11 protein-coding genes are annotated in these 23,396 nt (G+C 53.9%); 4 read left to right on the top strand and 7 right to left on the bottom strand.

Features of this window, described 5'->3' with window-relative positions; genetic code table 11:
• The first annotated feature begins 69 nt into the window (after positions 1-69).
• The 4 genes from F6X24_RS15675 to F6X24_RS15690 all read left to right on the top strand — a co-directional run bounded on the left by F6X24_RS15675 (position 70) and on the right by F6X24_RS15690 (position 5,560).
• Positions 70-1,506 (top strand): dicarboxylate/amino acid:cation symporter, encoded by a 1,437-nt coding sequence (locus F6X24_RS15675; RefSeq protein ID WP_151088912.1) that lies wholly within the window; start codon positions 70-72, stop codon positions 1,504-1,506.
• A gap of 211 nt (positions 1,507-1,717) precedes the next feature.
• Positions 1,718-2,374 carry a hypothetical protein gene (locus tag F6X24_RS15680; protein WP_151088913.1) on the top strand — a complete coding sequence of 219 codons (657 nt, stop codon included), beginning with the start codon at positions 1,718-1,720 and terminating at the stop codon, positions 2,372-2,374.
• 102 nt (positions 2,375-2,476) lie between these two features.
• Complete coding sequence (locus F6X24_RS15685) at positions 2,477-3,061, top strand: hypothetical protein (RefSeq protein WP_151088914.1); 585 nt, start codon at positions 2,477-2,479, stop codon at positions 3,059-3,061.
• 102 nt (positions 3,062-3,163) lie between these two features.
• Entirely contained in the window at positions 3,164-5,560 is a 2,397-nt protein-coding gene (locus F6X24_RS15690) for a GAF domain-containing protein (RefSeq protein ID WP_151088915.1), read from the top strand.
• 1,359 nt (positions 5,561-6,919) lie between these two features.
• Here the strand turns inward: F6X24_RS15690 and F6X24_RS15695 are convergent.
• From F6X24_RS15695 to F6X24_RS15725, 7 genes are all read right to left on the bottom strand, one after another.
• Complete coding sequence (locus tag F6X24_RS15695) at positions 6,920-8,392, bottom strand: T9SS type A sorting domain-containing protein (RefSeq protein WP_151088916.1); 1,473 nt, start codon at positions 8,390-8,392, stop codon at positions 6,920-6,922.
• Positions 8,393-8,990: 598 nt separating this feature from the next.
• Entirely contained in the window at positions 8,991-9,701 is a 711-nt protein-coding gene (locus tag F6X24_RS15700) for a hypothetical protein (protein ID WP_151088917.1), read from the bottom strand.
• Between the two features lie 38 nt (positions 9,702-9,739).
• Positions 9,740-10,837 (bottom strand): RHS repeat-associated core domain-containing protein, encoded by a 1,098-nt coding sequence (locus F6X24_RS15705; RefSeq protein WP_191906353.1) that lies wholly within the window; start codon positions 10,835-10,837, stop codon positions 9,740-9,742.
• 946 nt (positions 10,838-11,783) lie between these two features.
• A complete protein-coding gene (locus F6X24_RS15710) occupies positions 11,784-12,422 on the bottom strand; it encodes an Imm26 family immunity protein (RefSeq protein ID WP_151088919.1) in 639 nt (212 codons plus the stop codon).
• 2 nt (positions 12,423-12,424) lie between these two features.
• Positions 12,425-17,377 carry a DUF6443 domain-containing protein gene (locus tag F6X24_RS15715; RefSeq protein ID WP_191906354.1) on the bottom strand — a complete coding sequence of 1,651 codons (4,953 nt, stop codon included), beginning with the start codon at positions 17,375-17,377 and terminating at the stop codon, positions 12,425-12,427.
• 592 nt (positions 17,378-17,969) lie between these two features.
• Entirely contained in the window at positions 17,970-20,885 is a 2,916-nt protein-coding gene (locus tag F6X24_RS15720) for a PKD domain-containing protein (protein ID WP_191906355.1), read from the bottom strand.
• 553 nt (positions 20,886-21,438) lie between these two features.
• Positions 21,439-22,851, bottom strand: coding sequence for a CBM35 domain-containing protein (locus F6X24_RS15725; RefSeq protein ID WP_151088922.1), 1,413 nt, complete (start codon positions 22,849-22,851; stop codon positions 21,439-21,441).
• Positions 22,852-23,396 lie beyond the last annotated feature (545 nt).

A 23,396-nucleotide genomic window follows, 5' to 3' on the forward strand; every position in this document is an offset into this window, starting at 1 on the left:
CTGGCAACGCCCCGGTTTCGGCGCGCCCTGCCGTTCTTTATACCCGATTTGCTTTTTCACCTTACCTACATGAAGTTTTCGCGTGTCTTTGGGCTGGCCGTACTGGTGGCGGCCCTGGCGGTTGTTTTAACCCTACTGGCCGCTTACGGCCTTCTTTCCCTGCCACCGGCCGTGCCCGTAGCGGCGCGCTGGCTGGCCCTGGCCGCGCTGGCCGCTGCGCTGGCGCCACGCCGCTCGCTCACCCTCTGGATTGTGCTGAGCATGCTGGTCGGCATTGAGCTGGGCCACGACGCCCCGGCGGCCGCCATGCACCTGAAGGTACTGAGCGATGCCTTTTTGCGGCTCGTCAAAACGATTATTGCCCCGCTGGTTTTTGCCACGCTGGTGGTGGGTATTGCCGGCCATGCCAACCTCAAACAGGTGGGCCGCATGGGGCTGAAGGCCCTGATTTACTTTGAGGTCGTCACTACGTTTGCGCTCTTTATCGGGCTGGCTGCTATCAACCTGACCAAAGCCGGCAAGCTAGCCCCGGCGGTATTGGCAGCCGCCCAGCGGGCCAATACGGCTTCGGAGGCAGCTAGCCTGGCCACTGCCGCGCCCCAGACGGCCGCCGATATCATTCTGCACATCTTCCCCGAAAACATAGCCAAGTCGGTGGCCGAAGGGCAGGTGCTGCAGGTAGTCATTTTTGCCATCATATTTGCTATCGGCCTGGCCCTCACGCCCGAGCGCACGCGCCGCCCCATGCTCGACTTCTGCGAGAGTCTGTCGGAAGTCATGTTTAAGTTTACCAACGTGGTGATGTACTTCGCCCCGCTGGGCGTGGGCGGGGCGCTGGCCTACACGGTAGGCAAAATGGGTTTTGGGCCCCTGCTCAATGCGCTGCAACTGTTGCTTACGCTATATGGCGCGCTCATTGCCTTTGTACTGCTGGTGCTGCTGCCGGTGGCAGTGTTGATGCGCCTGCCCATCAAGCGCTTCGCGCGGGCCGTAGCCGAGCCGGTGAGCATTGCCTTCGCTACCACCAGCAGCGAGGCCGCGCTGCCCCGCGCCATGGAGGCGATGGAAGGTATTGGCGTGCCGCGCCGCATTGTGGCCTTCGTGATGCCCACGGGCTACTCATTTAACCTCGATGGTACTACGCTTTACCTATCGCTGGCGGCGGTGTTCGTGGCGCAGGCGGCCGGCGTGCCCCTCACCTTCGGGCAGCAATTGCTCATGGTATTCACGCTGATGCTTACCAGCAAAGGCGTGGCCGGCGTGCCCCGCGCCTCCCTCGTGATTCTGCTGGCTACGGTGGCTTCGTTCAACCTGCCGGCCTGGCCGGTGTTTATTATTCTGGGCATCGACGCGCTGATGGACATGGCCCGCACGGCCGTAAACGTGCTCGGCAACTGCCTGGCCTCGGCCGTGGTGGCCCGCTGGGAGGGCGAGTTTATCGACAACTACGTAGCGCCGGCCGACCTGTTTGCGGCCGAAGCGCCGGCGCCCGTTACTGCCCAGTAAACCCCAACCGGGGCCGGCAAGCCGAGTTTTTTTAAGTGCTGCTAAACAAAACGATAGTAGTTGTTTTAGTAAAAGAGAAGGGAATAGTTGCGGAGGCATTACAGATTCTTCCCTAACTTTAGAGCAGATTTCACTCATATCTAAGTAGTTGCCTGCCTAACAGCTAACGCGTTCCCCGCATAATTCAATTGCGCTTCCATTTATCTCTACTATGAAGCTACTATCTGGCACTAGCCGCATTCTGGCGCTGAGCGTGTGCGGGCTGGCTGGCCTCGGGGCCTGTAAATCCGTAAAAGGCACTTTTACCGCTACCCCAACGGCGACCATTACCAAGCGCCTGCCCCCGCTGGAAATTACGGCCGACCCCGGCCCGCTCGCCATGAACGACGGGGCCCTGCCCGAAGACCCGCTCCGGATGTTTAAAGCTGAGCTGCAGCGCAACGTAGTAGAGCCTACCGACACCGCTACCTACGGCTACGCCCGCCTAGTGGTAACGAAAGTAAAAACTACCCGCACCGGCCGCAGCCTGCAAGCGGCACAGGTGGTTACCTTTTTGATACCCAGCCTGTTTGGCGCGCCGCTCGAATGGTATAAGACCGATATTCAGGCCGAGGTGCAGCTGATGAATGCCAACGGCGAGCTGCTGGGCACTTACACGGGCAGAGGCACCTCTAACGTGAAGGTGGCCATGTACCACGGCTACTCGCAGACCGACGCCCCGCGCCTGGCCGATGTGCTGGCCCTGCGCGAGGCCCTGGCCCAGATTCGGCCGCAGCTCGACACGGCGGCCACCCGCCTGCGCCCGCTATTGATGGCCGGCGGCCAGGTAAATAACCCTACCCTGCCCGGCGGCAGCACCAAGCAATAACTTAAGTAGGCGGCCCCGCCGCGTCTGAGCAGCCCGGCCCCGGCACGGTGCCACTTGCGGGCACTGCCGGGGCCGGGTTTTGCGTTATACGTTATATCAGCTATGAAACTTTTCCTTCGCTGCGTTGCCTTCGCGCCCTTACTGGCACTGGCAGCAAGCTGCTGCGCCAACAATCCCCTTAACTGCAACGACTTACAGGCTGATTCCCTGTATTTAATTCTGAATAGTAACCCTGCTGACAGCCATAGCTTTTCGGCAGCCGAGCTTGATACCGTGTACCTGCGGCGCTACAGCCCTACTGACTCAACCACCCTTTCTGACCCGGTAACTATTGTGCGGGCCCAGCAGCAACAAACCAACAGTTCACTCCTCGCTACTCTCAAAAGCGCCAATCTAGACCCGAGCACTACATTGGTTATCAGCAATAATGAGCCCTTCCCACCCAGTATTACGGGCGGTAAGCTCAATGCCTATAACTACCTGCTAACGGTGCACGACAACGCGCAGGGAGCGCCAACATACCAGTTTAAAATTAATAGTATTCAGCTAAAAGGCGACTATGTAGCCGATGCCTGCAGCACCTGCTATAAAAATACGTACAAGCGATTTCGCGTGAATGGCGGCCCCTACCAGGATGTGACCGAAAGCGGTGGCTTGCCGGTAGCAGTTACGCTTAGCAAGCCTTAGCTTGTAGCAGTGAGTACGACTGCTGGCTGCCTGATATATATATATATATATTATAACATTCACATTAGTATATTATTCCTATCGCCCGCTCACCTTCTGCTTATGCCTGCCACTATTGCTCCTGTTGTTTCTCTGGCTGCCGCCGAAGCCTTAGCCTCGCCGGCGGGTAGCGCGGAGCATAGTACGGCGGCCGAAGGGCAGGCGCGGTTCCCCTTTGCTTCGCGCCTGAGCCTGGAGCCACTCATTGCTTACTGGCAGGAGCGCGCCCAAGCCGCCAACCCCGGCATTGCGCGGCTGGCTCAGGGCGTGCTCGCGCAGGTAGCCGATACGGCCGGCTGCCGGGGCAACCTCGTCGGCGTTCAGGCCCTCGATGAGTGCCCCGATGTGGTTGATACGCTGATGACGGCCGTGTTTCCGCCGGCCACCACGGCCACGGCTATCAGCGGGGCCATCGCGCCGTTTCAGCGGCAGAGCTTTTACCATACGGCGCGCTTTGCGGAGGTGCTGCTGGGCAAGGACCGCACCATCAAGCAGCCCCTAAATGTAGACCTGGCGACGCTCGAAGCGCAGCTGACGCGCATGGCCTACCTGCTTATTCTGGTGCGCGAGTATGGCGCTGAGGCGCCCGAAACGGGCTCTTTTATTTTTACGGTGCCCGATTATCAGATTGGTCTTTACCGGCACTACGGCCTTAGCCTCGACTCGACCTTTGTGCAGGTGCGCCTGGTGGGCCAAAAACCGGTGCTGACGCCCGCACAGGTGCAGCTGCTGCTCCACAACCGCCACCGGCTCGACCTGTGGCACGAGCTACTGCCGTCCGAACACTTTGCGCTCGAAGGGTTTAATCTGCTGCAGCTGGTAGACGTGACAACTCAGGAAATTTTGTCGGAGCTGAAATACGACCTGCTGGAGCGTGACGTGCTACAGGCTCCCGACCGCCTGGAACAGATTCAGGAAAAGCTGCGGGTGCTTTTTGCGCGGCCGGCGCTGCAGGTAGGCATTGCGGCCTACGACGAGCGCAAAAAGGCCTTTGTAGATTTTGGCCGCAAAATCAACCACAGCTTTCTGATTAAGCAGCTCCAGGGCCAGCAGCTGGAAGGCGAGTTTCGCCTGCTCTACGAGCGCCTGCTGATTGAGCGCCGCCCGCTGGTGCTCGAAAACGTGGCCACCGCGCCCAACCTGCCCGAAGGCCTGCGCCAGCAGATACTGGGCATGGGAATTCACTCGGCTATTCTGGCGCTGCTGCCCTACGGGCCCGACACGGTGGGCCTGCTGGAGCTGGGCTCGCCCAATCCTGATACGCTGGACGAGTTTGACTTAGAGCTGGTTAACCAGTTTGTACCGCTGTTTGCGGTGGCCGTGAAGCGCAATGCCGAAGACCTGGAAACCCGCATTCAGGCAGTTATCAAGGAAAAATTTACCGCTATTCATCCCACTATGGAGTGGCGCTTCAACGATGCGGCCCGCCGCCTGCTGGCCCGGCAGGACGACGGCGACCGCACCGCCGAGATGGAGCCCATCGTGTTTGAGGATGTGTACCCGCTGCATGGCTCCTGCGACATCCGGGGCAGCAGCATGGCCCGCAACGAGGCCGTGCAGGGCGACCTTATCGAACACCTTACCCTGGCTAATAGGGTGCTCAAAAAGGCTTCCGATTTTCAGCAGCTGCCCATCCTCGACGAGCTCAAGTTCTACGTTACCAAAAACCTGCGCCGCCTGCGCCAGGGCATCATCAGCGGCGATGAGGTGAGTATCTACGACTCGCTGCGCACGGAGGTAGAGCCGCTTTTTGAGTACCTGGCCCAGAACACGCCCGAGCTGCGCGCTACCATTGCCGCCTACTGGCAGCAGATTGACCCGCGCCTGGGTATCCTGTATCACCGCCGCCGCGAGTTTGAGGAAAGCGTTACGCGCCTCAACGATACTATCAGCGCTTACCTCGACGAGGAAGAAGTGAAGGCGCAGCAGATGTTTCCGCACTATTTCCAGCGCATGAAAACCGATGGCGTAGAGCACAATATCTACGTGGGCGGCAGCCTGGTGCAGGACAAGCCCTTCGACCTGGTTTTCCTCAAAAACCTGCGGCTTTGGCAGCTGCTGGTAATGGTGGAGATAACCCGCCGCACCAACGCGCTCAAAGCCGAGCTGCCCATGCCGCTCGACACAACCCAGCTTATTCTCATCCACTCGCAGCCGCTGAGTATCCGCTTCCGGCAAGACGAGCGGCAGTTTGACGTAGACGGCGCGTATAATATTCGCTATGAGATAATTAAGAAGCGAATTGACAAGGCTGTGGTGCTGGCTACCGGCGAGCGCCTTACTCAGCCCGGCAAGCTGGCTCTGGTGTACACGCAGCCCCGCGATGCCGCCGAATACATAGAGTATATTGATTATCTACAAGACCGTAAGCTCCTGGAGCCCGGCATGGAAGAGCTGGAGCTCGACGAGCTTCAGGGGGTGAAAGGCCTGCTGGCCCTGCGCGTGACCGTGAAGCTGTAGCGAAAAGCAAAGCTATGAACAATTCGATTACCTTTATTATCTATACTCCACTCGCCAATTTAACCTATCCAAGTCTTTGACCTTGTAAGCAAACTTCCTGGTGTAAAGCTGTTTCGTGGCGAGGCTGTCAAATGACACGCTTTTTAGAAGTTTCTTGTCAAAAAGAAAAATGGTCAATGTACTGTCTTCACATTCATTGTTAATGTAGTCTTCCCACCCGCCTAAAGATGGTGGTATGTGGGCCGAACTATCTCCTGGTGAAGACCATTGCATTCTATCCCATAAGGTGTCACCGCTTATACTTTTGATAACAACAGGAGAGGTAAACCGATTTTTATTTGAAAGATTGATAAATACTATTTCTGGCGTTTTGTTCACTATATTCAATCTCGTGTCAAAAGTATCTATTACACACGTAATCAAAAAAAACGGAAGCACAAGTAGCAAGGCATACAAAATTATTTTTGCCCTTGTAATACCTTTAAAATTATTTGCCAGCATAGCTAACGTCAAAGTAAATTTCTGTCTATTTGTCTAAATGCTGTTAGGTGTAGAAGGCAGGTTATTCTTAAAGATTAGAATATATTATTAAACCCATTGCACAAAATTGCCTGACACGAGATACAGGCCCGTGCCTAATTGAGGCAGGTTTATGACCACGCCGGACTGGATGCTATCGGGGACAATAGGCTGGCCAAAACAAAAATAATTAAACTGAAATAATTAATAATTATATATTTTTTCTTTGCCTTTTTTATATTCTATTACTTTCTTTAAAATTAATTCACCCTGCGAATCTGTTATGAATGTTTTATTAAGTGAATCAACAGAGGGATTATAATTGCGCAAATTATATTGTTTAAATATCAAGGAATTTCCATTTATAAAGTACGAGCCTCTTATAACAATTATGTTGTTAAGTTTCCCTGTTTTATAGGCACTTATAGAATTTCCTGTTGTTGTATAAACTATAAAATATTTTACGAACAGATTTTCATCGTGTAAAAAAGAGGACTCCTCAACTAATTTGTAATTAAACAGCCCTACTTTAATTCTATGGACTGGGCTACTTTGTAAGCCATGCATTATAAAAAAGTAAGAACTAAGTATCGAAGCCATGATAGTTTTGTACATTGATGCGAATTACTTTTCCTCCTAATTATCCCAGAAACTTAGTTAGAATTAATTATTGCCCGGCAGAGGACAAGTACTATTGCCTGACACGAGCTACCAGTTCGCGCCGGTTTAGGGGCTTATGACCGCAGTCATAAGCCCCTTTACGTCACACTAGCCCTAGAAACCTAACGGCTACCAGGGCTGCAGGGCCCGTTTGGCGGGCTCCTTAGTTCCAGCCCGGCATCACTGCACAACGATGCGCTGGCTGAATACGCCCTCGGCTGCCGTCAGGCGCAGCACGTACACGCCGCGCGGCAGGTCGGCCACGGACAGCGCCACCTGAGGCGCCGACAGCTCGCGGTGGCGTACCTCGCGGCCCAGTGCATCGAGCAACACGGCGGTAAGCGGGCCGCCCGGCGTGGCCAGGCGCGTTATCATTAGCTGGTCGGTGGCGGGGTTGGGGTACACCTCGATACCGGCCAGCTGCTGCGGGCGCGTAGCCAGCACACTCTGATTGAGATAGATGCGCACCGTGTTGTCGCCCGCGCAGGCTACTACCACGTCGGGGCGCTGGTCGCCGTTCATGTCCCGTACCTGCATTGTGGTGGGGTTATCGCCCGTGGCCAGCTGCATCGGCTTGCCGTAGCGCGTGACGTCTAGGGCCCCGGTATGCTGAAAAACCTGCAGCTTATTATCGGCCGTGAGCACCAGCATCTCCGGTTGATTATCCCCGTTGAGGTCGGTGAGCAGCACCTGGCGGGCGGGAGCCGAGAGGGCATAGGGCACTTGAGCACCAAATTGCTGATTCTGTAGATTCAGAAAGACCATAATGCTGGCGCTGCCTTCCTGGGCCACGGCCAAATCGGGTAGGTAGTCGCGGTTCAAATCGCCCGTAGCAACCTGAATCGGCCGCGAGAGGCCGCTCGTCAGCTGGCAGCTTGTGGCAAAGTAGGAACTGGACCAGGACTGGTCCTTATCAACGCGATGAGCAAAGCGCACGGTGACTCCGTTGCCGGCCGGGTCGGTAAGAACCGCATCTTGCGTGCCGTCGCGGTCGAAATCGTCGAGCGCCACACTAGCGGGGGCAAAGCCCGGACTAAAGCTGTCGAGCTTGCGGGTATCCAGGGCAATGTTAGGGAGTAGGGTGCGGCGAAAGACCCCGCAATAGGGCAGGAAGGCCGGCGTATCGAAGGTATAAATAAACTCGGGCCAGTGGTCACCATTCAGGTCGGCCGTAAGCAGCTTCGGGCTCACCCCTTTATCGTTGCCGCCCAAATAATTATCATAAGGAGGGTTCTGTTTAGGGGCGGGCGCGAAAGTGCCACTGCCATCCCCTTTGTTGAGGAGCAGCGTGAAGGTATTACTCTCCGCGCTGACAGCTACTAAGTCGAGTGGAGGCGTTTGAAAGGAGTTGCTCAATGACACCGCTACCAGCCCCGTGGGACCCACCCCAATAGGGTACGTACTCACCGGAGTCGAGGTGAAGGTGCCCCCCAGGCCCTGCGTATAAATGCCCACCGTGCCTAACCCACGCTGGCACACGGCAATGTCGGCGCGGAAGTCCTGGGTGAAATCGCCCAGGGCCAGCACATTGGGATAGGCCCCGGCTGGCAAGGTAATAACGGCGCCCGGCTGCAGATTAACGGCGGGGGCGAACTGGGCCAGCACCACGTGGGTGGGGGCTAGCAGGGAGAGCAAGGGTAGGAGTTTTTTCATAGGACTAAGTAATGGGCCTAAGTACGGGTATAAGAATGATGACTACTAGCGGCGAAATATACGAATGGACAAGCGGAAGAATGGGACTGACTCTTCTATGGGTGCGTACTTATGTTAGGATGGTAACAAATCAACATGCTCGGGCTGGCTGCCATCGTTGAGCAGCTACGCCTCTACGTAGCCTGGGGCAGTTCACGAGCCTAACGAGCTAGGATTTCAGACACATAGCCGTAGATTGACCTCCGTAGTTATCTCCACTGGTAGTATGAGCAGCGTTATACTGCCATGCGCTATATAAAACCCCCGCTCCTGCCATCGCATATCCGCTATATAATGTGTCTTTATATAAGCTAATACCTTTATCTGCTATCATAGATGCAACCCCCAATGCTGGCACGAGTTTAGGCGAAGCCGTACCTCGTGCCTTTTATAACGTGGAGGTTGTACCTCCACTGCTGCGCCAGCGGCAAGGCGGGACCGCGCTGCCAGGGTCGTTCCGGCAGCTCGTTCTATGGGGGCACAGCCTCCCCCGAAAAATCGGCACGAGTTACGCTACGCTAAACTCGCGCCAGTTGAGATAGTATCTATTTAAATTTAGTTAAGAACTTTTATAATTATACTTATTAATATAAAACCCATCAGATATCATACACCAAACATTATTAATGTAGTAGTAACTATAAGTACCAAGGTGCACAACATAAAAATACCCTTTAATATATTGCTTTATTCTCTTCTGAATTTTGGGATCCCATATTGTGTAATACCCCGAAATTTGTTCGTGGGAGTTATAAAAAATATTTAACCTCCTATCGAATTTTAAAGTTGTAATTCGATGATTATTGTAGTTTGCCTTAGGATTGTGTAGCGAGCTCCTTTTGTCGTGCAGATTTGCAACTATTTTATAGTTATTAATATCATTTCCTGTTAAGTAAAATACTACAATATAATTGCTTTTGACTTCAACTTTCATCGTAGATGTAACATGGTTATTGAAATCTAAAAAATTATCACTAAATAAAGAAGTTATATTTAATGATTGATTAATTTTATTATTACAACCTGACACTATTAATGTTCTTGTCTCAGTAATTCCTGTGCCAGCGCGAACGCCATAAATAATATTTAAAAATTTGTCATTTATAACACTTACTTTTTTCACATCTTCGACATCACGCACGTAAATAGTGTCTGTAGAATAAGCAATGTATAAGACATGTTTTTTAGCATTTTTTGCTAATTGAAACTGAATTTTATCACCCTTTAGTGATAGCAGGCTATACTTTTGACTTTTAGCAACGTTAATCATCGTCACTATTAGTAGTATAGCAATCATCGAAATTTGTTTTATTTTGGTGTCCATATTCCTCTCGGGTTTTTGAATGAATAAAAGTCTGTGCCATCTATTGTATTAAGAATTGCTTTACCCTTTCTATATAGTTCAAGTGCTGGGCCTCCACCGTTATATCCTGCAGCGTTCCAGTAGTAGGATGGATGTCCATCAGGCATACCAGTGAAATCCGTCCCCCAATTGTCATAGGCTTCTACTGCTCCTTGGTACATAAATTTAAAATCAGGATCATTCTGAATCTCTGAGAGAGACATTCCTTTGGCCTTTTTGTATTGGCCATTAGTAAACCCTTGATATTGGCTTTTTGTCCCAATTCTGTTGATCCAATTGGGGTTATTCAAATTAGTCCCAACAGCATTCATTCTATTTATTAATACACTTCCAATTCCCGCAGCATCTTTTCGTGTTGATGCTTCAGACATTATAATATCAACAAACACTTTAAATCCTACCGGGTAGCCCACCTGATTGGCGTAGGCATTAAGATAAGGCGTATAGATACTTAATGTGTTTACTGGTGAAGCATATATTTTTATGGTTTCATAATAATAAGGGCTAACCCACTTCCCATTAACTTGGATATTAGCATAGGTGCCATTATTGGGGTCATATTCACGATAGCTTCCCAGGTAGCCGCCACTACCGTCCCCCGTCCTCACATCTGGGCCACCCAGCTGGTAGGCAGAATAGTCCAAGTCTGAACCTGACCAAGTTTCTTTTCCTGTTGCAATATCGCGCGGATTCATCAATCGCCCATCAACATAGATAGGCTCATCGCCAGCCGGGTCGTTGAAATTAACAGGGTCATTAGAACTGAAAGCATAGGGACTACTATCGGCGTACGAATCGGCCAGCGGGTCCACGCCCTGGAAGCGCCCGGTGGTAGGGTCATAGTTGCGGTAGAACGTGCTGTAAACGCCGCCTTCACTACCCAGCAGGGCATCGTCTACAGTCGAGCCGCCATTGAACTGCTCCTTGCTGACCTGGGGCTGGGCCAGCGTATTGACGGCCACCCCACTCAGGGGCAAGCCAAAGGGGTAGTAGTGCTGCTCCTGGGTCACCAGCAGCCCCTGTTGGGGCTGGCGTATCGTCACGGAGTCAAAGTACACCGGCTGGCTCCCATCGTTAAGTAGCTGCACCTCCACGTAGCCCGCCTTTTCGGCCACCCCCGACAGGTCGGGCGTGCCGAAAAGTCATATGATTTATACTTTAATTATATAATAATTGAATATTTAAGGGTATTTTTCAATTCCTCAAAATTATCGAACCCGTTGGATAGGAAATAAATGTTTGTTATAATACCATTAGAGAAAACACTGGCCTCCCATATATTACCAGCGCCTTTAAAAGAACTACTTTCTAGTCTATTAAACTCTATAATCTTAGAGGCATTTATAATTAACTCCTTCTTAAAAAACCAGCGTGTAGTGATAAATGTCCATGAATTTTTATCGACACTACAGGCACTAACGACTTTATTTATATAGTTGCCACTAATAAATAAAGGGAAATAATATAGATAGACAAAAATACCAGAATAAAAGGCCGTTAGGTAAAGTGAAAAATAAGGTCGAAAGCCAATCATATGGTATAGCCAGTAAAATACAAGGATTAAGCCCAGTGGCCCTATGCGAAACATAAGTCTCTTGGGAGAGCGTTTTCGTGTTTCTATATATACCTTTTGAAAGTTATTGCAATGAAAATTTTCCATGTTTTCTATTTTCCAGAAAGATTTTTTGTTGAATTATAGGTATCGTATGCAGCACTTGCAGTAGAGAAGCCTCCTTCAACTATCCCAATGCTGGCACGAGTTTAGGCGAAGCCCTAACTTGTGCCTTTTATAACGTGGAGGTTTTACCTCCACTGCTGCGCCAGCGGCAAGGCGGGACCGCACTGCCAGGGTCATTCCGGCAGCTCGTTCTATGGGAGGCACAGCCTCCCCCGAAAAATCGGCACGAGTTACGCTACGCTAAACTCGCGCCAGTTGAGGTTGACAAGGAAGCAAGGTATGAATAAAATTGTATTTATATAATAAAATTATCATATTTTACCATTCTGACGTGCGCGTCCATACAACTGCCTTGGAAGACTGTTTGCAAGCGGCCTTTTACTGTAAAGACTGAATAAATAACTGTAAGTCGGGTTTTGTAAATTGAAATAGTTAAGCGGATTAATGCCTTTGTTAAGCATAAAACACATGGTTATGCTGGCTTCTATCATATCATATGGGTATGCTGAAAGAAACTCTAGATGCTCAACATTGTATAGAGCAGTTTCAAAATAAGGCCGTAGCGCAAGGTTTTTAGTATATAATGTGGCCCCTGGTCGAGGTTGATGCGAAATAATCATTCTATCAGCTATTGTACCTTCTGGCACACGCAAGTCTGGCAATTCCTCATCTTCGGAAAGAATTGGTACTTCACCTATAATCTGCCATCGCTGTTCCCGCATGATTGCTAGGCGGCCTGCAAGCAGAATTGGCTGCATCAGATAACTGGTTAATTTGGCAGTGTTTATCTCGTCAGCATTTAAAGAATGATAATCATAAACTTTAATCAAGTCTGGATAAGAGTTGTTGTTCGCTATATGAAGGACGTTTATGTATTTAGCGTATGCAAATCCCCAACCGTGCAAGAGAGGAATACGTAAAACATGACCGGATTTGAGTCTTTTTGCCATGATTAAAAATTTTGTAAATATCGCACAGCTTCTCGGTAGTATTCAGCCATCCGTGGATTTTTGACTCCAATACCATTGATTATATTATCTAGATTCTTTAATCCATATTGGTCAATTTTAATTTGTTCAAGACCGCGTGCTGCACTGCGAGACAATCCGGAGAATACCTCTTCTAAAGCAAATGCTCTTCCGTTTGCTACATGCTGAGCAACTCGTGCAGCATAGTTTTTTGTTAGTCCCCAATAGACAATCTTTCCATCACGAACTCCTTGATAGACGCTATATGCACCTTTAACCACTTTTAATTCAGGTGCCGGCCCAGTTATTCCAAGGTCAGGAACAGTTGCATATGCTATATGCGGATCGCCTTTAAAGTCGAGTTGATCAAGAACAACGTCGAGCCAATACTCGCTATTGGTAACCCGTTCGCCGAAATCTTTGCCATAATAATTGACATCCGACTTTATATAGTTGCTATCGACCCTTAGCTCCCATTTAATGCTTTCAGTAGTCCATTTCTCCCCGGTCCCTTCAATTATTGGGTTTCGATTTTTGTCATAACCGACTCTTTGTTGAGCCTCATGTACCTGCGTAGATATAATGTATGTTCCAACATAGTTTCCATTAACTCCTGGTCCTTGCGGTATTCCAATTCCGCCCATTTGGAATGCTTGCCATTCCAAAGCTGAGCCACTCCAAGTTTCCTGTCCTGTGACGACGCTCCGTTGGTTTATTACCCTTCCATTCATGATGATAGGGTCGTCTCCATCAGGGTCACTAAAGTTAACTGGGTCATTAAAACTGAAAGCATAAGGGCTGGCATCCGCATACTTCTCAGCCAGGGGGTCGACGCCCTGGAAGCGCCCCGTGGTGGGGTCATAGTTGCGGTAGAACGTGCTGTAAACGCCGCCTTCACTACCCAGCAGGGCATCGTCTACAGTCGAGCCGCCATTGAACTGCTCCTTGCTGACCTGGGGCTGGGCCAGCGTATTGACGGCCACCCCACTCAGGGGCAAGCCAAAGGGGTAGTAGTGCTGCTCCTGGGTCACCAGCAGCCCCTGTTGGGGCTGGCGTATCGTCACGGAGTCAAAGTACACCGGCTGGCTCCCATCGTTAAGTAGCTGCACCTCTACGTAGCCCGCCTTTTCGGCCACCCCCGACAGGTCGGGCTGGACTTCAAAGCGCAGCTTAGCCCAGCCCAGGCTTCCCGTTGGGGCTGGTTGTTGCCATTGGGTGAGCAGCTGATTCTGCGCATTGTATACCCGCACGGCCACGTAGGCCGCGACATTTTCCATGACCGGATGAAAGGCCAGGGAGGACGTCGAGGCAGGTGGCGCCAGCGGTGGCGAAGCCGCTTTGCCAACCAGGCGAGCCAGCAGGCCCGTCACACTGAGCTGCACGCCTACCACGGGCCGGGAAGGCCCGGCCCCGGCCTCGTGGCCCCTAAAAGAGGGCCCTGTCGTGAGGGAGGGGGCCAGCAGCCAGACGGGTTTGGTTTGCAGGCCCGTTGGCAGGGGCGGCTCAGGCCCCGGGGTCGGGTCGGGGCTGGGGGCCGCCTGGACAGCGGTATTGTAGTACAGACTTACCTGCAGCTTATCGCCCTGCACCATCGGAATGCGCGTCGAAGGCCCCGGCTGCCCTGCCGACACGGCGGCGGCATAGGCGCCCGCATCCTGGCCGGGGCCGTGATACGAGATGCCAGCGGGGCCCTGCGAAGACGCTACGTGCTGAAAGAGTGGGTAGTCGCCTTCCTCCCGGCTGGGGTCTTCCATGGCCAGGTGCAGCACCTCATCCTGCCGCGCCCGAAAGGCGACGCGCAGGTTGCCCAGGTGGTCGCGCAGGTGGTACTCATACACTAAATGGGCGGGGGTAAGCTGCAAGGCCACGGCCCGGCCTTCGGGGGTGGGCACCGAGCGCAGTCCAAAGCCATTCCAGGCGGTAGAGGACTCATATACGAAGCCATCCACGAAATACTCCGTCTTGACCGTTGTGGTAGTGGTGACCTTGCGCACCACGGTGCCCGCCGCATCGTAGGTGTAGGCAATGGTGCCGCCGCCTACAGTCTGCTTACTTACCTTGTTGAGGGTATTGTACTGGAAGCTGGCGTTTTTGTGGCCATCCTGCGTCACGCTGCCATTGGCATCATACGCATAGGCGCTGGAGCTGCCGTTGCCAAAGCCCCGGGGGTCCTGCTGGTTGTCGTAAGCGCTCAGTAATTGGTTGCCCTGTGTGGCTGTGGGGCCATAGTTGAGCGCCAGGTTATCAATCTGCTCCACGGCCGCGGTCGCCGAGGCCTGCGTAAAGCGCTGCACGGTCAGCAGGTTGCCATTGGCATCGTAGGTCATGTTCTTCTCGTCGTAGGCGCCCGTTTCCAGCGCGTACGCATCCTGGGGCCGGCTGCGGGCCGCGTAGGTGGCATCGGTGAGGCGGCCCAGCCCATCGTAGCCGAAGCGGTAGCGGCGCTCGCGCTCGGGCTGGTTTTGCTGGGCGGCGTTGTGGGCCGTCCAGCTCACGGCCGAGATGCCCCCGTCGTAGCGGGGCGCATTGCCCGTGGCGTTGGCCTGCTCGCGCACCAGCTCCAGGCCGAACAGGTCATTTTCGGGATTGGTCGTCAGGTCGCTGTGATTGATGCTACTCAGCTGCCCATGCAGGTTGTAGGCAAAATCCTCGGTTTGCAGAAACGTCGCTCCCGCGTTCGTACTGTGCAGCCTCTTCTGAGTCAGTTCTCCCAGGCCGGTATACGTGCTGCTGCTGACCAGTACTTCCGGCTCCAGATTGCCCTGCGTCTGGTTTTGCTGCCAGGTTTGCAGTAAATGGCCAACCGCGTCATAGGTAAACCGGTTGCGGATGACGACGGGCGTAGCGCCGCCATACTCCTGCTTTTTAATCGTTTTCAGCACCTGCGGTACGAAGCCCTGCTCGCGGTAAACCAGGGTGGTGACGTCGAGCAGGCTGGCACTGGGCTGCAACAGGTTATTGCCCTGCTTCTGAATGAGGTTACCGTACTGGTCGTAAAACAGGGCGGTGGTTAGCCAGTCGCCGTACTGGCCATCGGGGGCCACGAGCCGGCGGCGCGTGACGGTGGCCAGGCCCCGCGTCTGGGTAGTGGCTGTAGGCTGCTCGGCCGTGCTCAATTCCGGTGCCGAGCGATAAGTGTAGTCCGGCTGCCCATCCGCGTTCAGGTCGTAGTCGTCGAAGAAGGAGAGCGCGAGCAGCGTGCCCGACGCGCCGTCCTGCACCACCGGAAACGTGTTGCTGGTAGTGTAGCTGCCTCCACTGCGGGTCTCATAGTCCAGGGACGGTGCAAACTGGTCGGCCGCGGCCTGCACATCCGAGCGCTGGCGGCTGTCGGACCAGAGGCCTTCCACCACGGCCCGGTTCTGGGCGTCGAACTTGGTAAACAGCCACTGATTGCTGGCCCGATGCGTGCCATCTTGCACGAGAACAGGCCGGTCGAAGGAATCATACACCAGGTACACGGCCGCCGCGCCCGGAAACTTGCGCTCTACGACCCTGCCCCGGTCATCGTAGGTATACTGGTAGAGCCAGCGGTCTTTAAAGCCAGCATCCTGGATGTTCCACTGCCCCGAGCTGGTTAGTGCCTGGATGGCCGCGGGCGGGATGACCAGCTGCACGTAGCCGGCATCGGTGTAGACAGTATAGGTATCGTAAGTACCCGCCCCCGCCCCGCTGGCCACAACTTTGCGCTGGAGCACTACCCGGCCCAGCTGGTCCTTGAAGACTTCCGTGCGGCGGTTGTCGGGGTCGAGCGAAATCTCTTTTGTTAGCTGCCCTTCCGGGTAAAACTGGGTGCCGTCGAAGCCCTGCCAGTGGCGCACCTCGGTAGCCGTATTACTGGCATAGCTCAGGCGGGTAGTGTGTCCCGTCCAGGCCTGGCCGCTTTGGGTTTGCTCCAGCGGCCGGCCCAGCGGTGAAGCCTCGGTCGTGGTCGTACTGAATGGCTGGCTGTCCTTCGGAGCATAATAGGCCGTTTGTTTAGCAGAAGCCGCGGGCTCATAATAACCGGGTGTCTTGGTGGCTGAAGGAACCGAAAAAGGCAGGAAGGATTGAGCTGCCGTGGGGCTGCCTTCATAGCTAAGGTGCTGCACTATGTCTTCCTGGGCCGGGCCGGCCTGTACGGTCAGCTGCTGGATAGGCTGTCCCAGGCTGTTGGCATACGTCACGGTTTGCTGCCGCTCAGTGGGACCCAGCTTGATAAGCTGCGTGGGGTCCGTCACGCCGGGCTTGAGAACGGTGAGGGTACTGGTATAGGTGAGCGGCTGTTGGTTAACCTGCTGTCCGGCCAGGGCATCCAGCACCTCTACCGGAGCGGACTCGTCCTCGGGGCTCGTGCCCCCGGCCAGGCGTACGGTGTAGCTGCCGGCCGTGTAAACCGTCAGTTGGGCGGAGGTCTCCCCTGCTACCGGCTGCCCGTTGAGTAGCCAGGTGTAAGGCCCGGCGTTGGCGGGGTTGGCCTGTAGGGTAAGGCCCGTGCCATACGCGAGGGCAACGGGCTGCGTAGGTACTACCCCGGCAATAAGCAGCTGTACCCGGCGCAACAGCACATGCACGGGTACCCGCGCATTCTGCTGGCAATCCGTCACGGCTAGGTAATAGTCGCGACTTTGCGTCAGCGACGGCGTGGTGAAGGTGGCCCCACTGGAGGAGCCCGAAGCTAGGGTAGCGCTGGTGGCGTCCTCATACCAGGTATAGGTATAAGCGGCGTTATAGTTACTGATTGTCAGGTTAACGCTACCGGGCCCGAAGCGCTCCGTCCCGCCTACGACCGCACTAGCCTGCGTACCTACAGTAACCGTAAAAGACAGCGAGTAGGTCTGCTGACAGGGGGACGAGGGCAACTGATAGGTCAGGACGTACACCTCGCTTTTAACACTGCGGTTATCGGGATAGTCGTAGGCGCCTACCTGGACTTGCCCATTGGAGAGCAGGGTCATGTCGCTTGCCCCACTAGCCGAGGTATAGCTACTACTCCAGCTACAGTTCGCGGCTCCGGCTGGTGGCACCAGAATGAGCGTTTCTCGCGGGCAAATAGTAGCGCTAGCTGCTGTCACGTTAACCGCATTACCCTGGACTGTTAGTACTTGGTTAGCGGGCGGCCCCACCACCGTTACGTCGTGGTAAGCAGTGGGGGGAGAAGTGGTGCCACCGCTCATCTCATCTGTACAGGTCGCCGTAAGGGCTACTTGATAGACTCCGGGGGTATTCCAGGTAACAGTGGCGGACGTGAAGCCATCTCCGTCGGCGGGCGTAAGACTATCGCCTCCACTCCAGCTCCAGCTGCTGCAGAAATCTGCATTACAACTGAAAGTGGCCGGCTGGCCTACGCATACCTGAGCAGGGCCGCTTATGTTAAGGGTGACTTGCTGAGTCGACGGGGAAAATTGCCCATGGGCAGTACCCTGACAAAATCCCACTAAGGCACCCAACAGCACGATGCCGCGCAGCAAACCCTGGAAACAAGTAGTAAATGGGAACATAGACACAGCAGCGTTTTTCGAAAGAAGGAATGGGCGCACTACTGCTGCCCTATTGTATACCACAGGGGATTTGCTGCGTGCCGGAGCTACTGTAGTGTTCGATGGAAAAGACATCCGAAGTGCCCACTACATAGCCACTGGCGTTGGTAATAGTACACTGATACAGCTGTTTAGCCTGCGCCGACGAGCTAGCCGGTGATTGACCGCTTGCTAAGACTGTAATCGAGGAGCTAGTGAGCCCCGGCATCTCTTGCCAAGTAGATGTACCTGGTGTGATAGACCTCCAGGTATAGGTGTAGCTACCTGGAATATCTATATGAACATTAAATGTTGTGCTCGAAGTATTGGTAGCCGAAGAACCACAAGTATTTTCGAGCCGGTTGGCCACCGCACCACAGTTATCAATGGCGACTACCCCATTAGTGCACGAGGTGATGGTGATAGGGGCAGGCCGAACAGTAATAAACTGATAACTAGTAGACGTCTTGCTTTGACCACTGATGCGCACCAGGAGCTTTACCTGATACACTTGTTCCTGAGTAGGGGCGCTGAAGCTATGCTGGGCACTGGGAGTCGATGAGAAAGCGGTCATGGTGTTATCGCCGAAGTCCCAGCTGTAGCTCAAGTCTGTTCCACACGCACTGTTTGCCGTAAACGTGAGCGGGCTGCCGTCCTGCTGGATTCCGCTAACCACGAAAGAGGGCGCAATAGCTGGCGTGCGCCCGGCAACTACCTGGTCCAGCTGCTTCACAATCGCGCCATTATGGTCGCGCACCCTGACCAGGCTACCTAGCACGTTATAGTCGTAGAAACTGGTACGCCCCCGCCCGTCGGTTTCGGAGGTTTTGCCCCTCGTTAAGTCATAGGTCGTGCTGGTTGCCACAGCAGTTGCCGGTAATAGGAGCACGTCATCCACCTGTAGAGCCGTCGAGCCGTTGTTGAGCAATTGAAGCGCTAAGCCGGTAGGCGATGCAGCCCCCAGGTTGATAAGCAACTCGTACAGCTGCCATTGTCCGGTAGCCGAAGTGATAGCCAGGGGCTGGGTAGCTGGCAGGGTTCCGCCCGTACTGCTCGTAAAAGTCAGCAAGAGGGAGCCGGCGCTACTACTCGTGCGGCGAGCCCAAAAGCTTAGCCGATAAGCTGGCGCCGTAGACGTAGGCCACCGGCTGCTCAGAAACGCATTGACGGGAAGCTCCATGCCTGCCTGGCCGGTACGAGCGGCCGGCCCGGAAGCAGCAAGTGGTTGGTTCGCGCTGGTCGAGGCTGAAAAAGCATAGTCCTTTTCCGACTCGAAATCCGAAAAGACTACTTCGCTTGCTAAGGCATTGGCAAGCTGCAGCACAGGCAATGTATTGGCATACCCTAAGTGAATAGCCGTGACCTGGCGGCCGGCCTCGGTCCGGGTAGAAAGTGGCTGCAGGTGGCTGGTTGTCTCTAGTAGAGTAGAGGTCCGCTTATAGCCGTCTGGCACATGTAACTCCGAGCTGCCGGCCGCATTTACAATGACCTGAATGGAGTCATTCGAGCCGCTTATGCCTCTGACTAGTGGGGTAGCCGGTTGGTAGCGGAAGGTTTGGTAAGGACGAGTAGGCCCAGGCTGGCTGGTAGTTGTAAACGTATTGAGCGTACCCCCAAGAAAGCTCACCTGACTGGTCGGACTGACTACTTCCGAAATGGTTTCTACTACGTCCCCACTGCTTTGCCAGTCCCCTGAAGCTATCCGCTGCTGCATTGCAAGCAGCCGGGCCTCACTCGTTTGAGCGGTGAGCGGATAGTCCGTTAGGTACTTGTAGCGGGTGCGGTAATAGCTGCCCTCACTCGTGCGCGTTGCCTGGGCCGCGAGCCAGCCGCGACTGTTGTAGTTGTACTGGGTAAGGCTTTGATTCGCAGTGCCCGACGCATTAGGCGTGAGGGAGGTTTGCTGCCGCACCGCGTACAGAAAATCGGTTAGAATCGGATACTTGGCATAGGCATACACATTATCAGGCCCGCTCAGTAGCTGCTCATATACTAAGCCGGTGACGGGGGGCAAAGTCGGGGCTAAGTTGCGGTATTGGTAAGTAAAGGTTTCCTGACGCACCGTAGCTCCCGCGGCATTGCCGACCGGTTCGGCCAGGTAGAGAATACTTTGTGGCAGCCCGCGCCGAAAATCGTAGTTGGTAGCCGGGGCAAAGGGATAGAGGTCAGTACTTGCCTGCAGGGGAGCGACCGACGGGCAGGTGGTCGTGCCATGGGGTGCTACGGTACGACTTTGGCGGGCTACGCCCATCGCAGCCCGGGCCCAGCTGATACCGGCTGCGGCCCCATCTGCTGCCGTAGTTTCGTCGGCACTGCCGGGCACCAGATAAGTAGTTATTACCTGGCCCTTGCCGGGTAGCTGCTCACTCACCTGCTGATACCCAATGGCACGGGTCTCGAAGGGGTCGGTCGTTAAGTCATCTCCGCAGCGGGCCGTGGCATTAGTCCATTGCTGCTGCGCGGTCGCTTCACTGGCGGGCAGGGCAAGCGCGAAATGTGGTGCCCGTAGTAATAGGCCGCTGGCCGAGCCATTAGCCAGCTGGTAGCCATACTCCCGGCGGGTTTCCAGCCCCGTAATCCCGTCCTGGACCCGAATGGCCCGGATGCGGACGCCCCCTGCCGGATAGGACTCCTGAGCTACCGGGTCGTAAAAGCGGGGAGCTTCGTACTCTAACAGGGCTTTACCACCACCCGGTAGGCTTACGCCGGTAAGGGTGCCCGCTAGAGCCGTTTTGAAATTGGGGGCTGGTCGACGGTCAGCCCCCGGTAGGGTAAAGCCACCGCCGGCATACGTAGGCGATTCGTAGAGGCGGTAAGGTGCCGCGGGAACGACAGTAGCTTGCCCTAGTAATTGCGGATAAACATACAGCTGGGGAATCAGCGTACTACTGCCATTGGCGTTGTAAAAACCCCAGTAGTCCCGGTCATTTGCTCCAAAGGGCGGCAAGGCAACCGTTGTAGCGGTTGTCTGGTCATAGGTAAAGGTGTAAAGAGGTTGCGTGGCACAGCCATTACTGACGCGAATACTCGTTAGAAACCGACGCGGATTGTAGAAGTCTACTAATGGACCTCCCTTTTTATCATACCAGAGTCCCCCGAGGGGAACTGGGTTAATATAATCAAATAAATATTGTTTTACTAATTGTCTCGTAAGGGAGGAAGTTATCGTCGCCGCTGTAGCGAAATAATCGGTTTGGCCGGTTAAGGTTAGGTCAAAGGTGATGGTCGTTGCGGCAGAGCTGACGGACTGAAGCCAGTACTGCGTACTAGTCGTTTCCAGTTTGTAATCCTCGGTACCAGCGCCACTGTCTGCGCCGCGCGCCATACGCCGCGAGGTCTTATCCGATTGACCATCGGGCGTAGCAGTGGCTAGATAGGTGAAGTTTATCTGGTCGCCCGCGCTAGTGCTGTGTCAGGGAAATTTATTACCTAAAGAATCGACTGGCTCCCCCTCTCCTTTTCGGAGAGGGGGCCGGGGGGTGAGGCGCCCACCAGAACGATTAGGTAAGGAACTTGCCTGACGCAGCACTAGTCGTTATAGTAGAAGCCTGCCAGGAAGAAATATAGGTTAGCGCCGTGTTAGTATCCGAAAACTTATACAAGCTATAGTCCCGCAGGAAATAGCTGGGACTGGCCGTAACATCGGTTGCTTTTTTTGTTATCGTCTCAGGTTTGTTAAACACGTAGCTTGTCCCATCGGTCGTCTGAATAGTAAAGGCCGAAATGCCTGCACCTATGTCAATAGAGCCCACCGTAATCGTAATAGGGTCGTAGGGGATGGTGCGCGCCCGGCCTTGCCCATCAAAGACAAACTTGCCCGTATGCCCCGGCAGAGAATACGAGAAGACGTCGGGCTCTGAGTCATACAGGTTCAGGGGAGAAGCGCCGGCAAGCGCCTGCGGAATATTGCCTATCTGCGTGAGTAGCTGATAGGCGGTTTGTTCCCCCGCCGTACAGCCGGCAGCATCCAGCGCAGCCGGCGGATTGGGAACCGCATCGATAGTCGCTTGGACAGCAGTGCTAGTCGATGGGTACAACAGCCAGCCATACCGATTTTGATTTGGGCCAAGTACTTGCCGGTCATCTGGTAAGTCGCGTACTTCTCGATGGATGCTCACTTGCCCGGTCAACGCCCAGTTCATACCCACTTTCCCCCCTTGGTCATCAACCTGTACCCCGGCAGCCGCATAGGCCAGGCCCAGTGGCACGGTAACGTTACCGGCCTGTACCGTATGGAGCGGTACATATAGCTGGGCCGTCCCCGTGAATTTATCAACCGTTATTTCCTGAGGAAACCAGCCGGCAGTCGAAGCAGCTCCTGTTTTAAATCCAGCGCTGGCTGGGTCAGGCTTAACCTGTATGTAGTCCAGGTTAATCCAACCCGTGTCGTCCGCATCATAGCGAACCATAATGGTGTTGCTACCAGCCCGCAGGTTTAAGACCAGGGTGGTTGTCGCCCAAGCAGACCAGGAATTAGTCGAGGGAAAGAGCGCCTGAGTTACATCGACGTTATTGACGTAGACGCTCAGGCTCGACACCCAGGGGCGAGCAGCAGTGTAGCGAAAATCAACGGCATACGTCCTGGTTTCCGGAACCGAAACGGCTGTAAACGTTACGGCTGAAGCGCCACGCTGCGTAATGTATTCGGCGTAGCCAATGCCGGCTGCCGAAGCTGTGCTCGCGCTCGTTAGCACAGCTACCTGCGGGTCCTCTGCCTGATAAATTCCCTGCCCCCAACTGGAAGTTGCGGCGCCGAGCAGCCAGAGCAGCGTACACATCACGAGCAAGCCAACACGGGGGTTGCCAGCATTAGACCCCGGTCTAGTGGCAAAGCGCTTGCGAAGACTAATTGCCCGCCAGGTCAGCGCTTCCTTGTAAGTAACAGCATGGAAAAAAGAGGAAACGTTGACCATAGGATGAGTAGCTATTCAACTAGGCTTCAACTGGGCAGAAAGCGCTACTGAATAATCTCTCAAAAGTCTGGGCCAGCTGACTATTTAAAAGGACAAAGTTCCTATTTTTACAACATGCTATATAGAATAAAATTTAAAATAAAAACATATTATTTATATAATTTATTATAAATAAAAGTCAAATATGCTTTAGATAGCTTATAAATTAGCTTTCATTTATCCTGAATTATAAGTAAATTGTGACATAGAGGACCCATAATCAACCAAAAAAAGTGGCTTTAACAATACCGCGGACCCATAGCGAGTAGCAAGCTCAAGTTGTGGTAGAGACAACATAAAAAGGTCTGTTCGGCGAGAAGCAGGCTGAGTTTGAAGTATTCGCCACTTCGGGCAGTTGGCTACCCGTTTTGCCGAGCTGATAGATACGGAAACAGCGTAGAGATTCGTCCTGGCAATGGCCTCGTTCATGTTTATGCCCGCAGTCAGGCCGTGCACGAACTAATACGCAAGTCATATGGCATAAATCCAATTTATGCAAGGATATC

Source organism: Hymenobacter baengnokdamensis (assembly GCF_008728635.1).
GTDB lineage: Bacteria > Bacteroidota > Bacteroidia > Cytophagales > Hymenobacteraceae > Hymenobacter > Hymenobacter baengnokdamensis.

Bases quoted from the DNA above. Each gene is read 5' to 3' on its own strand.
- F6X24_RS15710 (WP_151088919.1), bottom strand. From the start codon at position 12,422: ATGGCAAAAAGACTCAAATCCGGTCATGTTTTACGTATTCCTCTCTTG.
- F6X24_RS15690 (WP_151088915.1), top strand. From the start codon at position 3,164: ATGCCTGCCACTATTGCTCCTGTTGTTTCTCTGGCTGCCGCCGAAGCC.
- F6X24_RS15675 (WP_151088912.1), top strand. From the start codon at position 70: ATGAAGTTTTCGCGTGTCTTTGGGCTGGCCGTACTGGTGGCGGCCCTG.
- F6X24_RS15725 (WP_151088922.1), bottom strand. From the start codon at position 22,851: ATGGTCAACGTTTCCTCTTTTTTCCATGCTGTTACTTACAAGGAAGCG.
- F6X24_RS15680 (WP_151088913.1), top strand. From the start codon at position 1,718: ATGAAGCTACTATCTGGCACTAGCCGCATTCTGGCGCTGAGCGTGTGC.
- F6X24_RS15700 (WP_151088917.1), bottom strand. From the start codon at position 9,701: ATGATTAACGTTGCTAAAAGTCAAAAGTATAGCCTGCTATCACTAAAG.
- F6X24_RS15685 (WP_151088914.1), top strand. From the start codon at position 2,477: ATGAAACTTTTCCTTCGCTGCGTTGCCTTCGCGCCCTTACTGGCACTG.
- F6X24_RS15695 (WP_151088916.1), bottom strand. From the start codon at position 8,392: ATGAAAAAACTCCTACCCTTGCTCTCCCTGCTAGCCCCCACCCACGTG.
- F6X24_RS15715 (WP_191906354.1), bottom strand. From the start codon at position 17,377: ATGACCCTGCTCTCCAATGGGCAAGTCCAGGTAGGCGCCTACGACTAT.